This is a genomic window from Kitasatospora sp. NPDC002965, from assembly GCF_040611255.1.
GTDB lineage: Bacteria > Actinomycetota > Actinomycetes > Streptomycetales > Streptomycetaceae > Kitasatospora.
Map to the genome: position 1 here is coordinate 1 of NZ_JBEXNT010000197.1, position 12,401 is coordinate 12,401.

Annotated in this window: 9 protein-coding genes; 3 read left to right on the top strand and 6 right to left on the bottom strand. The window is 75.6% G+C overall.

All coding sequences use genetic code 11. From position 1 onward, the window contains the following. Window positions 1-140 precede the first annotated feature (140 nt). Complete coding sequence (locus ABZY91_RS39360; RefSeq protein ID WP_355408736.1) at window positions 141-884, bottom strand: gamma-glutamyl-gamma-aminobutyrate hydrolase family protein; 744 nt, start codon at window positions 882-884, stop codon at window positions 141-143. Further along, window positions 881-2,386: an aldehyde dehydrogenase gene (locus ABZY91_RS39365; protein ID WP_355408738.1), complete on the bottom strand. Its 1,506-nt coding sequence runs from the start codon at window positions 2,384-2,386 to the stop codon at window positions 881-883. Before ABZY91_RS39365 ends, ABZY91_RS39360 begins: the two co-directional genes overlap by 4 nt. 149 nt (window positions 2,387-2,535) lie before the next feature. Between ABZY91_RS39365 and ABZY91_RS39370 the strand changes: the two genes are divergently transcribed. From ABZY91_RS39370 to ABZY91_RS39380, 3 genes are read left to right on the top strand one after another with little or no spacing between them, the layout of a single operon-like run. Continuing rightward, the gene (locus ABZY91_RS39370) at window positions 2,536-4,041 is read left to right on the top strand and encodes an aldehyde dehydrogenase (RefSeq protein WP_355408740.1); all 1,506 of its coding nucleotides are present in this window, start codon (window positions 2,536-2,538) and stop codon (window positions 4,039-4,041) included. After that, window positions 4,034-5,047 carry a 3,4-dihydroxyphenylacetate 2,3-dioxygenase gene (locus ABZY91_RS39375; protein WP_355408742.1) on the top strand — a complete coding sequence of 338 codons (1,014 nt, stop codon included), beginning with the start codon at window positions 4,034-4,036 and terminating at the stop codon, window positions 5,045-5,047. Before ABZY91_RS39370 ends, ABZY91_RS39375 begins: the two co-directional genes overlap by 8 nt. Further along, entirely contained in the window at window positions 5,040-5,894 is an 855-nt protein-coding gene (locus tag ABZY91_RS39380; RefSeq protein WP_329947635.1) for a fumarylacetoacetate hydrolase family protein, read from the top strand. Before ABZY91_RS39375 ends, ABZY91_RS39380 begins: the two co-directional genes overlap by 8 nt. A 73-nt stretch (window positions 5,895-5,967) precedes the next feature. Here ABZY91_RS39380 and ABZY91_RS39385 read toward each other — a convergent pair whose 3' ends face one another. The 4 genes from ABZY91_RS39385 to ABZY91_RS39400 all read right to left on the bottom strand — a co-directional run bounded on the left by ABZY91_RS39385 (window position 5,968) and on the right by ABZY91_RS39400 (window position 12,138). Beyond that, a complete protein-coding gene (locus tag ABZY91_RS39385) occupies window positions 5,968-6,663 on the bottom strand; it encodes an RES family NAD+ phosphorylase (RefSeq protein ID WP_355408744.1) in 696 nt (231 codons plus the stop codon). Further along, complete coding sequence (locus tag ABZY91_RS39390) at window positions 6,660-7,358, bottom strand: hypothetical protein (RefSeq protein ID WP_355408746.1); 699 nt, start codon at window positions 7,356-7,358, stop codon at window positions 6,660-6,662. The genes ABZY91_RS39385 and ABZY91_RS39390 overlap by 4 nt, the downstream gene beginning before the upstream one ends. Then, on the bottom strand, window positions 7,355-10,504 hold the full coding sequence (locus tag ABZY91_RS39395) for a CHAT domain-containing protein (RefSeq protein ID WP_355408748.1): 3,150 nt from the start codon (window positions 10,502-10,504) through the stop codon (window positions 7,355-7,357). Before ABZY91_RS39395 ends, ABZY91_RS39390 begins: the two co-directional genes overlap by 4 nt. A gap of 200 nt (window positions 10,505-10,704) precedes the next feature. Further along, a complete protein-coding gene (locus ABZY91_RS39400) occupies window positions 10,705-12,138 on the bottom strand; it encodes a DUF2252 domain-containing protein (RefSeq protein WP_355408750.1) in 1,434 nt (477 codons plus the stop codon). Window positions 12,139-12,401: the final 263 nt, after the last annotated feature.

Below are 12,401 nucleotides of genomic sequence, written 5' to 3' on the forward strand. Positions count from 1 at the left end.
GGCAGTTCACGCGGGCCGTCACCGTCGTCGGTGCCCCCCCGACCCGGGGCCCCCGGGGCCCCCCCGCCGCCGGCCCGGCCCCCCCCCGGTGGACCGGCCCGGCCGCGTTCGACCCCGGCCGCGTTCGACCCCGGTGGCGCTCAGCCCCGGCGGCTCTCGGCGGCGGCGGCCTCGACGAGGGCCTCGAAGACGGCCCGCCGGCCCGGGTCGGCGGCCGCGGTGTCCTCGGGGTGCCACTGCACCCCGAGGAACCACCCGGCCGGCGAGGCGAGCTCGACCGCCTCCACGGTGCCGTCGGCCGCCCGCGCCGTCACCCGGAGTCCGCGCCCGAGCCGGTCGACGCGCTGGTGGTGGTAGCAGGACACCTCCCGCTCCCCCGTGCCGGTGACCGACGCCAGCAGACTCCCGCCGACCGGCGCCAGCCGGTGGAGCACGTGCCGGTGGTCCCGCCCAGGGCCTCCCATGTCCTGCTCCAGGGAGCCGCCGAGCACCGTGTTGACCACCTGGAGGCCGCGGCAGACGGCCAGCGTCGGCAGGCCGGCCACCAGGGCGTACCCGGCGAGCGCGAGGTCGAAGGCGTCCTGCCCGGGGTGCAGGTCGTAGACCTCGGGGTGCCGGTCGGCCCCGCCGTAGTGCGCGGGGTCGAGGTCCCCGCCACCGGGAAGCAGCAGGCCCGCGCAGCGCGCGAGTCGCTCGGCGATCTCCTCCGCCCCGGCGGCCCCCGGCGCGCGGGGCCCGGCGGGCAGCATCATGAACGGCTCGCCGCCCGCCCGGTAGACGGCCTCGGCCAGCGCCTCGGCGGTCACCAGCGCGGCGTACCGCAGCGCCGAGGCCGAGGCCGAGTACCGGGCGGGCAGGGCGATCAGCGGCCGGGCCGCGCTCACAGCCGGATCCAGGTGGTCTTGAGGTCGGTGTACTTGTCCAGCGCGTGGGCGGACTTGTCGCGGCCGTGGCCGGACTGCTTGACGCCCCCGAACGGCACTTCGAGCCCGCCCTCCTCGTAGCAGTTGACCCAGACCGTCCCGGCCCGCAGCGCCCGGGACATCCGGTGGGCGGTGGAGAGGTCGGCGGTCCAGAGCCCGGCGGCCAGCCCGTAGACGCTGTCGTTGGCGAGCCGGACGGCCTCCTCGGGGGTGTCGAACACCTGGACGGCGAGGACCGGGCCGAACACCTCGTCGCGGGCGAGCCTCGCGTCCGCCGCGACCCGGTCGAACACGGTCGGCAGCAGGTAGTGCCCGCCGGTCTCCGCGAGGGTGGCGGCGCCGCCGGCCCGCAGCCGGGCCCCGTCCTCGTGGGCGGCCCCGACGTGCCCGAGGACGCGCTCGCGGTGGGCCGCCGTGACCAGCGGGCCCATCTCCGTGGCCGGGTCGAGCGGGTCGCCGACCCGCAGCGTGCGGGCGCGGGCCACGACGGCGTCCACCACCCGGTCGGCCACCGCGCGGTGCACCAGCAGCCTGGACGGCGCGGTGCACATCTCCCCCTGGTTGAAGAAGATCCCCCAGGCGGCGGTGGCCGCCGCGCGGTCCAGGTCGGGGGCGTCCGGCAGCACGATGTTCGGGGACTTGCCGCCGAGTTCGAGCCAGACCCGCTTGAGGTTGGAGTCGGCGGCGTACCGCAGGAAGTGGCGCCCGACCTCGGTGGAGCCGGTGAAGGCGAGCGCGTCGACGTCCGGGTGGCGGCCGAGGGCGCGGCCGGCCTCCGGGCCCTGGCCGGCCAGCACGTTGAGGACGCCGGCCGGCAGTCCGGCCTCGACGGCGAGCGCACCGAGGCGCAGTGCGGAGAGCGGGGACTGTTCGGCGGGCTTGAGCACCACGGTGCAGCCGGCGGCGAGGGCCGGCGCGGTCTTCCAGGCGGCCATGGTGAGGGGGAAGTTCCACGGCACGACGGCCGCCACGACGCCGACCGGCTCGCGGGTGACGAGCGCGAGGGCGTCGCCGGGGGTGTGCGGGGCCTCGTCGACCAGCTTGTCGGCGAGCTGTCCGTACCAGCGGAAGGTGGCGGCCACCGCGCGCAGTTCGATGTCCCGCGCCTCGGCGACCGGCTTGCCCATCTCCAGGCTGATCAGCAGGGCGAGTTCGTCGCGGTGCAGCTCGACCAGGTCGGCCAGTCGCTGGAGTGCGCGCCCGCGGTCGGCCGGGGCGGTCCGCGGCCACGGGCCGTGGTCGAAGGCCCGGCGGGCGGCGGCCACGGCGGCGTCGGCCTCCGCGTCGCCGCCGGCGGCGACCTCCGCCAGGACGCGGCCGTCCCGCGGGGAGACCACCTCGAAGGTGGCGCCGCCGCCGGGTTCCTGCGTGCCGCCGATCAGGTGCGCGGTGGGGAGGGCGAGCTCGCGGGCGCGCCGCTGCCAGTCCTCGTACGTGCCGCCGTGCTGCGTTCCGCCCGTCACGGTGCCTCCGGTTCAGGTCGCGGCGAATGCCGCCGGGAGCTTCATTTGGAAGCAAACGATAGCCAACGACAGCGTCACGTCAAAGGGTTGACCTCGCCGAGCGCCGCCCCTATGTTGTTTGGAACCAAACGAGTAGAAGGAGGGCGCGCATGCCCGTCCACCCCGCGGCCACCGTCGACGCGCCGCCGCCCCACCTCGCCACGGTGGCCGGGGTCCCCGTGGACACCCGCCACTGGATCGGCGGACGCCGCGTCGCCTCCGCCGACACCTTCGCCGACCACTCCCCCGTCGACGGCACCGAGCTCGCCCGGATCGCCCGGGGGTCCGCCGCCGAGGCGCGGGCCGCCGTCGCCGCCGCCACGGCCGCCCACCCCGGCTGGGCCGCCACCCCGCCGGCCGAGCGGGCCCGGCTGCTGCACGCGATCGCCGACGGCGTCGAGGCCCGGCTGGAGGACCTCGCCGCCGTCGAGACCGCCGACAACGGCGCCCTGCTGCGCTCGCACCGACGCGGTGTCATGCCGCGCGTGGCCCACAACTTCCGGTTCTTCGCCGACCGGCTGCTCACCCTCGCCCACCCGGAGCTCGACACCCGCGGCCACACCAACCGGGTCAGCTGGGACCCGGCCGGCCCGTGCGTCCTCATCACCCCCTGGAACGCGCCGCTGATGCTGGCGACCTGGAAGGTGGCCCCCGCCCTCGCCGCCGGGAACACCGTCGTGCTCAAGCCCGCCGAGTGGTCACCGCTCACCGCCTCGCTGCTCGCGGACATCGCCGCCGCGGCCGGCCTGCCCGACGGCGTCCTCAACGTCGTCCAGGGCTACGGCGCCGAGGTGGGCGCGCCGCTCACCGCCCACCCCGACGTCCGGCGGATCAGCTTCACCGGCTCCGTCCCCACCGCCCGGCAGATCGCCGCGTCCGCCGGCCACCACCTCACCCCGACCAGCCTCGAACTCGGCGGCAAGTCGCCGCTGCTGGTCTTCGCCGACGCGGACCTCGACCTCGCCGCCGACCTCGCCGCCGAACAGTTCGACAACGCCGGCCAGGTCTGCCTCGCCGCCACCCGCCTGCTGGTCGAGGCGTCGGTGGCCGAGGAGTTCACCGCCCGGCTCACCGCCCGCGCCGCCGCACTGCGCCAGGGCGACCCGCGCGAGGAGACGACCGACGTCGGACCGAACATCCACCCCCGCCAGCTGGAGCGGATCGACGGCTTCGTCCGGCGCGCCCTGGGCAACGGCGCCCGCGCGGTCTTCGGCGGCGGGCCGAACGAGGAGCTGGGCGGCCTCTACTACCGCCCGACCCTGCTCACCGACGTCCACCAGTCCTCCGAGATCGTCCAGGAGGAGGTCTTCGGACCGGTGCTCACGCTGCAGACCTTCGCCACCGAGGAGGAGGCCGTCACCCTGGCCAACGACACCCGCTTCGGCCTCGCGGCCACGGTCGTCACCGGCGACCGGGAGCGCGCCGACCGGGTCGCCGACCAGCTGGTGGCCGGCACCGTCTGGGTCAACTGCTTCTTCGTCCGCGACCTGCGCGCGCCGTTCGGCGGCTCGCGCGAGTCGGGCGTCGGCCGCGAGGGCGGCGACTGGAGCTTCGACTTCTACTGCGACCTGCGCAACACCGTCACCGCACCGAAGGGCTGGACCCACCATGGGTGAGATCGTCGGCGCCGGGCTGCTCGCCCACGTCCCCACCATCGTGCTGCCCGAGGCCACCCGGCGCGAGCTCAACGGAGGCCGGGAGATCAGCCTGGTCACCGGCCTCCGGGAGCTGCGCCGGGACGTCTTCGAGACGGTCGACTACGACACGGTCGTCCTCCTCGACTCGCACTGGGCCACCACCGTCGAGTTCGTGGTCGCCGCCCAGCAGCGCCGGGCCGGCCTGTTCACCTCCGAGGAGCTGCCGCGCGGCATGCGCCGGATGCCCTACGACTACCCCGGGGACCAGGAACTCGCCCACTCCGTCGCCCGGTTCGCCGACCGCCACGGCACCTGGATCACCCCGATCGACGATCCCTGGCTCCCGGTCTACTACGCGACCGTCAATCTCTGGAAGCACCTCGGGGAGGGCCTGCCGGACAAGCGCTGGGTCAGCATCGGGGTCTGCCAGACCGGCGACGCCGAGGACCACCTGCGCCTCGGCCGGGCGCTCGCCGACGGCATCGCGGCCGTCGACCGGAAGGTCCTGGTGATCGCCTCCGGCGCGCTGTCGCACACCTTCTGGCCGCTGCGCGAGCTGCGCGACCACGAGGCCAGCGACCCGAGCCACATCTTCACCCCGCAGGCCCGGGCCGCCGACGAGCAGCGGATCGACTGGTTCCGCCAGGGCCGGCACGACCGCGTCCTCGACACCATGGACGAGTTCCGGGCCTTCAAGCCCGAGGCCGGCTTCGGCCACTACCTGATGCTGGCCGGCGCCCTCGGCGAGCAGCGCTGCACCGCGCCCGCCCGCCAGTACGGCGAGTACGAGAACTCCGTGGGCACCGGGCAGGCGCTGCTCTGGTTCGACCGGCCCGCCGCCGGCTGGACCGCGCCGCGGCCCGGGCCCGCCCGCCACGACCCGCACCACCACGTCGACCCGCACCACGACGGACCGCACCACGACGATCCGCACCACGTCGGCGGTCCCGCCGGCCCCCGCACCGAGGAGCTCCCCCATGCCTGAGTACCGCCGGATCCTGCTCGACGGCGCCGTGGTCGAGGTACGGCGCGAGGGCGCCGACCTGGTCGCCGGCGACGGCCGCCGGGTCTCCGCCGAGTCCGCCCACCACCTGCCGCCGGTCGTCCCCAGCAAGATCATCGCCGTCCACCTCAACCACCGCAGCCGGGTCGAGGAGTTCGGCATCAGGCTCACCCCGGCCCCGACCTACTTCCACAAGCCCGTCTCGGCGCTCAACTCCCACGAGGGCGCCGTGGTCCGGCCCGAAGGCTGCCGCTACCTCAACTACGAGGGCGAGGTGGCGATCGTGATCGGCCGCACCTGCCGCAACATCGCCCCCGCCGACGCCGGGGCGTACATCGCCGGGTACACCGTCGCCAACGACTTCGGCCTGCACGACTTCCGCGACACCGACGCCGGATCGATGCTCCGGGTGAAGGGCTCCGACACCCTCGGCCCGCTCGGCCCCGGCCTGGTCACCGACTGGGACTTCCGCGGCAAGTACCTGCGCACCTACGTGAACGGGACGATCGTCCAGGACGGCTCCACCGACGAGATGGAGTGGGACATGCACTACCTGGTGGCCGACATCGCCCGCACCATCACGCTCCACCCCGGCGACGTGCTGCTCTCCGGCACACCCGCCAACTCCCGGCCGGTGCAGCCGGGCGACGTCGTCGAGGTCGAGGTCGAGGGGCTCGGCCGGCTCCGCAACCACGTGGTGGCCGGTCCGGTGCCCGTCCGCACCGACGTCGGCGCCCAGCTGACCGCCTCCGAGGAGGTGCTCTCCACCGCCCTCGGCGGCGACTGGGAGTTCCGGGGCGTCCGGCCGCCGGTCCGCACCGCCCACTGACCGGTCCGGTCCCCGGCGGTGGGCCGGCCCGACGGCGCCGGGCGGGCCCACCGCCGGGAACCGGCCGACCGCGTCACCACCCCACGGGTTTGGAGACCTCCGCCCACAGGGGAGCGATCAACTCGTTGACCCGCTCCCGGCCTTCCGGTGATCCGAGGTCCGGAACCCCGCTGCCCGGCACCACCTCCAGCGGTCCGCCGTCGGCGTGCTCGAAGCGGTCGCGGTAGAGCACCAGCGCGCGCTCGCCCCGGTTCCGGCGGGAGTCCCAGACGAGGCCCTGCGCGTCCGGCGCCTGCGCCCGGATCTCGCTCGACCAGCGCCGGGCCGCGGCGTAGTTCCGCTCGTCCTCCAGGAGTGTGGGCTCCTGGCGGACGGCGGCCAGGTCCGCCCCGGTGACCAGGGAGACCAGCGTGAGGTCGTACCGGGCGCGCAGGCAGCTCAGCGAGCGGCCGTGCACCGTGGCGTAGGAGACCTCCCGGGTGCCGAACGAGCCGTACGGCAGGGAACGCAGCAGGCTCTCGGCGAGAGCCGTGACCGGGGTGTGCGCCAGGTACAGGTAGTGGTACGGGTCGAGCACCGTGCCCTCGAAGCGCCCTCCGTCGAAGTGGAGGTCCGAGAGCCTCGGGTTGAACTCGCCCGGCGCGTAGCGGGACTTGTGCACCCGCCACAGCTCCGTACCCGCCGGGACCGTCGTGACGTTCGGGTACAGGGCGAAGTCGATCAGCGGGAAGGGGCTTTCCTTCCACGGGAAGAGACCGTCCTTCATCATTCTCCCTCCACCAGTTGGGTGGCCGCCCCGACCAGTCGGTGGTCGGGCAGCCGGCCGAGCAGCGACGCGGGCACGCCGCCCAGCCAGCTGTTCTCGCTGAGCCACCACGTTCCGGCGCCCCAGGGGTCGACGTCCGCGAGCAGCAACCGGTTGACCTCCAGGACGACCCGGTGCGGGACGCCGCCGTCCGCCCCGAACTGGAACTGCGGATAGCGGTCGCCGGAGCGGGCGTTCGGCACTCTGATCAGTTCGGGCGGCGGCGGGCCGCCGCAGCGGTCCCGCGCCTGCGCCGCCGAGAACGACGGCGCGTCGAGCAGCGGGTGGCCGTCCCGCCCGGCCTCCCCGGGGTCCGCCGCCCCGGCCGCCGGGGCCGACAGCCAGGCCAGCAGCTCGCGCACCTCGGCCACGCTCGCCGGCCCTGGTGGCGCGGCGACCTGCCGGAAGGAGTCCAGGGAGACCCGGACCGGATGGTCGAACGGCAGCGGCAGCAGGGCCAGCCGAACACCCTGGAGCGCCCTGCGCCAGCCCATCTCGTCGTCCGGGGCCACGGCGGCGAGCGCCTCCACCCGGACGACCAGTACGGCGTAGAGCTCTTCGCCGAGCCGCTCGCGGACGGTGTCCCGGTGCGTGTGGATGAGGCCGAGGAGCCGGTTCGCCGACCGCCCCCCGCGCCCACCCGTCCCGTCGTCGTTCACGCCTCTCCCCCTTCTCGGACGGTCTTCTCCGCGGCACCGGCGCGCCCCGCGGCTTCGTCGTTCTCCACGCCGTCACCGGTGGCGTCGACGCCCGCTCGCGCCCCCGGGCCCGCCCCCGGGTGGCCCTGGTGGACGAAGGCCGCCCACGACGCGATCCGGTCGAGGCCCGGACGGTCCATCTCCCGGAGCAGGTCGCCGTGGAGCGAGCCCGGGTTCCGCCGGTCCGGGTCGAGCATCCAGCGCTGGGCGGCCCCGAGCGCGTCGACGGGACTGAGCCGGTCGACGTTCAGGTAGTGGTGGAACACGGCCATGAGCAGGGCCGACGCGCCGTCCGGGGCGGCCCAGCGCGAGCCGACGACGTCCCGGGCCCCGGCCGTGACGAAGCCCGTGGTGAGGGTGAGCGCCTCGTCGTGGTCGCGCATCGAGAGGTCCGTCTGACAGGCGCTCAGCACCACCAGCGGGCCGTCCCCCGGCCCGTGCCCGGTGTCCGGCCGGTCGAGGAGCCGGGTGACCGTGAGCAGACCGGGAGCGGGGTCCGGGCCGGGCGCCCGCGGATCCCGGTCGGGCCGGGGGGCGTGCCCGGGGACCGTCAGGTCGAGGGCCGAGGCCGTGGGGCTCGTACCGGCCGTGCCGTGCGAGGCCACGTGGAGCAGCGAGGCCCCGTCGGCGAGGTACCCGAGGACGGCCTCGGGCGTGCAGGGAGCCGTCGCGTCCACGCCCGGCTCCGAGATCGCCCCGCAGAGCCGGGCGCCCGGGTAGAAGGAGTCCCGCAGGGCCAGGACCTCGATCTCGGCGTACATCAGGCTCTGCCCCGGATCGGCGACCAGCACCGGTTCGGCCGCCGGAGGCCGAGGGGCGCGGCGCAGGGTGCGCAGGAACTGGCTCCCCGACGCGGCGTAGCTGACCACCGCGGACTGGCAGAGGTACGCGCGGGGCGGTTCGCCGGGGGACCGTGCGGCGTGCCAGGGGACGATGCCCAGCCGCCCGCAGGGCACGAGGACGAACCGGAGCTGGCGGGCCCCGGGACCCGGCCGTTCGGGCCCCGGCCGTTCGGCGCCGGGCCGTTCGCCCCCCAGTCGTTCGGTGATGCCGGCGAGGACCGGGTCGAGGACCTCGTGGGCCCAGTCGCAGAGCCCGCCGAGCGCGTCCTCCCAGGTCCGCCGCGCACCGGGGTCCACCGCATCGCCGTCGCGCGCGGCGGCGCGTACGGCGGCGTCGTGCCCGGCCGTGGCGTCGAGGTAGCGTTCGAGCGGGCCGCTCCCGGCCCGGGACAGCGGCTCGCAGATCCACAGACCGGCCCCGAGCTCCGGGCCCACGACGATCACGACCCCGGGGCTGACGGAGTCGCCGGGGACCAGGTAGAGCAGCGCGTCCGCCCCGCCCTCCGCCAGCCCGTCCGCGAGCTCGCTCAACGTGGGAGTCCGCACGAGGGCGCCCTCGTGCCGGTAGCCGAGTGCCTCCAGGGCCCGGCGGCGTAGCGTGCTGGGCAGTTCGCCGGGCACCCCACCGCCACCGGGCACCCCACCGCCACCGGCGGCCCCGTCGTCCGGGGTCCCGGTGGCGGTCCGCCAGGCGTCGGCGAGCTCGTGGTGGCCGCGCCGTTCGAGGAGTTCGGGGACGGCCAGGGCGGTGGACGTCGCCTGCAACACCAGGGCTCGGCCCAGCTCCAGCGCGGCCACCGCCTCGTGCAGCCGCCCCTGGGAGGCGGCCCACAGCGCACCCTGGAGACCTCGGCTGGCGCCGTCGCGGGCCGCGAGCAACCCGTGCTCGGCACCGCTCTGCAGGAGCACGTCCGCGGAGAGGGCGGTCAGCGCCTCCGTGGCCGCCGCCAGGGCCGAGAGGTCCGACACGTCCTCGTTGCGGACGCCCCGCTCCCGGTACGCCTCGGCGAGGCTCCACAGGGCCTCGGCGGCGATCCGCGGGGCCCGGCCCTCCCGCACACCGTCCCTGACCCGCTCCAGCTCCGCGATCAGCCGGTCGAGGACCTCCCCGTCGGGGCTCAGGCCGTACCGCAGGCCCAGCTCGCGCGCGGAGCCGTACACCTCCTCCGTCGAGGACCGCGGAGGCGGGGGGACGTGCTCGGGCAGCGGAACCGTCGGGTCGCCGGCCAGAGCGGCCTGCAGCAGGTCGAAGTCCGGAAAGCGGGGCATCGGGATCAGGTCGCCGAACGGCAGTCCGCTCGCCCTGACCGCAGCCATGCCCTCCTTCATGGACGCCATGGCCCGCAGAGCCGCCTCCGGATCACGCGTGACGACGCCCAGCTTCCCGTGTGCCGCCCCCAGCGTCGCCAGGACGAATCCTCGGAAGGCCCCGTCCGGGACGTCCTCCGCCAGCGTCTCGGCCTCGGCCAGCAGACCGAGCGCCACCCGTACGTCGGCGTCGGTGTCCCCCGTCTGCCCGGCGTCCATGATCCGGCCGTACAACTCCCGGACGCGGTCCAGGACTCCGGGATCCCCGACGCCGGGCGGCAGCAGGTCGGCGAGCTCGCCGAGGTGGCCGAAGGTCGCCGCCCGGTGGTGACGGCCCGCCGCCTGGTCCTGGTAGGTGCCGCCGGCCGCGGCGCTGATGCCGAGCAGCATCGCCCGGAGTGCCTCCAGGCCGGCGGACTGGTCGGGTCCCGGGGGCGGCCGGTCCTGGACCGCACGCAGCCGGCCGAGCAGCTCGTTGATCGCCCCGTGCGGGTCCTCGCCGTTCAGGGCGTCCTGGAGGCCGTACCTGGCGGCGCTCACGGCGTCCAGGGCGGCGGCGAGGCGGTGCAGGGCGTCGGGGGTGAGGAACTCCGACGGATCGGGGCCCGGATCGGGGGCCGGGTCCGGGTCCGGGTCCGGGTCCGGGGCGCCGTCCACCGCGCCGAGGAGCCGGTTCAGGGTCTGCCGCATCCGGTCCGCGACGGGCTCCCCGGCCGGGCCCACGCTCGCGATCAGGTCGGCGAGTACCGCCCCCAGCGAGCCGGCCGCCACGCTGCGCAGCTCGGGGTCGTGCTCCAACAGCCTCGTCAGCTCTTCGAGTTCGCCGACGGACGCCTCGCACTCCCGCACCGACGGCGCCACCCCGCCCACCGCGGGGAGCATCCGCCTGACCCGTTCCTCCGCGTCCACGACCCATGCGCGCAGCCCCCGCACGCCGCCGTCCTCCGCGTCACCCACCGGCGCCCCCGCCTTCCCGGTTCCGAGCTCACCCCTGTGCCTACGGCCACTATGCCGAGCCACCGGCCGGGAAGCGGCCGATTCCCGCACCGGACCGGCAGATGCCCGGAATCCACCCGGAAATCAACCGGTTGATCTCCGGGAGGCGCGCGGACGACCGGTCCGGCCGGACGCCTCCGCGCCCTCTCCCCCGGCCCGGATCACCCCGAGGGCCGCACGTCCTCGGCCGGCAGCCGGCCGGACCGGATCGCGTCCAGGAGCGCCGCGTGGTCGCGCTCGTTCTGGTCGGCGTAGGACTCGGCGAACCCCGCGACCGCGCGGTCGAAGGAGTCACCGCGCCCGAGGTAGGCGGCGATCGCGATCCGGTCGCCGGACCTGGCGTGTGCGCGGGCCAGGGTGGCGCCGCACAGTTCGCCGAACGCCCGCATGCCGGCCGGCACCATGTCCTCGGCCACGGCGATGCCCTTCCAGTCGCGCAGCTGGCGGACGTAGAAGTCCCGGCGCCGGCCGTCGATGCCCTCGACCCGTTCCCAGCCGAGGAAGATGTCGCTCGCGGCCTGCATCAGCCGCTGCCCCGAAACCACGCGCTCGCCCTGGTTGGAGTACCGGCCGGCTCCGACGTGGGCGGCCAGGACGGAGGTGTCGGCCTCCTTCGCCTGGAGGAACAGCGGGTCCCGGCCGTCCCGGCCGAGCAGCAGGAAGATCCAGCAACGGGTGCCGACACTGCCCACGCCGACCACCTTGCGGGCCACGTCCACGAGCCGGTAGTCCTCCAGGAGGGTGCGCCGGTCCGAGGAGAGGGTGTGGCCGTAGCGCCCGACCAGGTCGAGGAGCTGCCCCTGCAACGTGTCGCGGGTGACGCCCGTGAGCAGGTCCGAGATCGGGACGAGCAACGGCGGGTCGGCGGCGATCCGGGCCTGCCCGTCCACCGTCTCGGTGAGCTTCTCGAAGGCCTGCAGGCTGTCGCGGGTACGGGCCTTGGCCATGGCGCGCGCGAGCTGCTTCTGCCCGCGCTTGTGGATCCGGCCGGTGGCCAGCGCCTGGACGCGGGCCGCGTCCATCCTGGCGTACCAGACGTCGAGGTTGTGCATGCCCGCGAACCGCGCCATCGCCTCGCGGTACGACCGCAGCGTGGCCCGCACGATGTCCGAGCGCTCGTCGTCGTCGAAGCCGTTCGCCCGCCCGGCGATGGCCAGGCTGGCCGACAGCCGCTTGACGTCCCACTCCCAGGGGCCGGGCAGGGTCTCGTCGAAGTCGTTGATGTCGAAGAGCAGTTGCCGCTCCGGGGAGGCGAGCAGCCGGAAGTTCAGCATGTGGGCGTCGCCGCACAGCTGGGCCCTGATCCCGGAGTCCGGCGAGCCGGCCAGGTCGGAGGCCATGATCGCGGCGGCGCCCCGGTAGAACCGGAACGGGGACTCGCTCATCCGGCTGTAGCGGATGGGCACCAGTTCGGGGACCCGGCGGGCCGACTGCGACTCCAGGATGCCCAACGGGTCCGGCCGGCCCTTCGGCGGCTCGTACGCGGCGTGCGACGAGCGGGGGGCGCGGCGGCGGGCGGCCCTGCCGAGGGCCGCCCGCTCCTCGGGCGTGGCGTGTCGCACGGCGCGCATCGCCGGTCCGGCTTCCCGTGGCATCACAGACCTCCTGATCGGCCGGCGGCCACGGTGGCGTCCGACCGGCGCGGGTGATCGGCGGCCCGGACCGGGCTGCCGCGGAAGGCCGCCGGCCGGTCGCACTCTGCTGTCTCGACCGATCATCGGGGACCGGACCGGGTCCGGCATCACGTGGCGGGCACCGGCACCGGGGGCTCCCGGGGCGGCCGGACGGCGGGCGCCGCGGCCGGGCGGGGCTCCGGGCGTCCGGCCGCACCGCCCCGCGCACGGAGCCCCGGCCCCGC

Excerpts from the sequence above, each read along its gene's own strand:
- ABZY91_RS39400 (WP_355408750.1), bottom strand. The coding sequence starts at position 12,138 with ATGCCACGGGAAGCCGGACCGGCGATGCGCGCCGTGCGACACGCCACG.
- ABZY91_RS39380 (WP_329947635.1), top strand. The coding sequence starts at position 5,040 with ATGCCTGAGTACCGCCGGATCCTGCTCGACGGCGCCGTGGTCGAGGTA.
- ABZY91_RS39385 (WP_355408744.1), bottom strand. The coding sequence starts at position 6,663 with ATGATGAAGGACGGTCTCTTCCCGTGGAAGGAAAGCCCCTTCCCGCTG.
- ABZY91_RS39375 (WP_355408742.1), top strand. The coding sequence starts at position 4,034 with ATGGGTGAGATCGTCGGCGCCGGGCTGCTCGCCCACGTCCCCACCATC.
- ABZY91_RS39370 (WP_355408740.1), top strand. The coding sequence starts at position 2,536 with ATGCCCGTCCACCCCGCGGCCACCGTCGACGCGCCGCCGCCCCACCTC.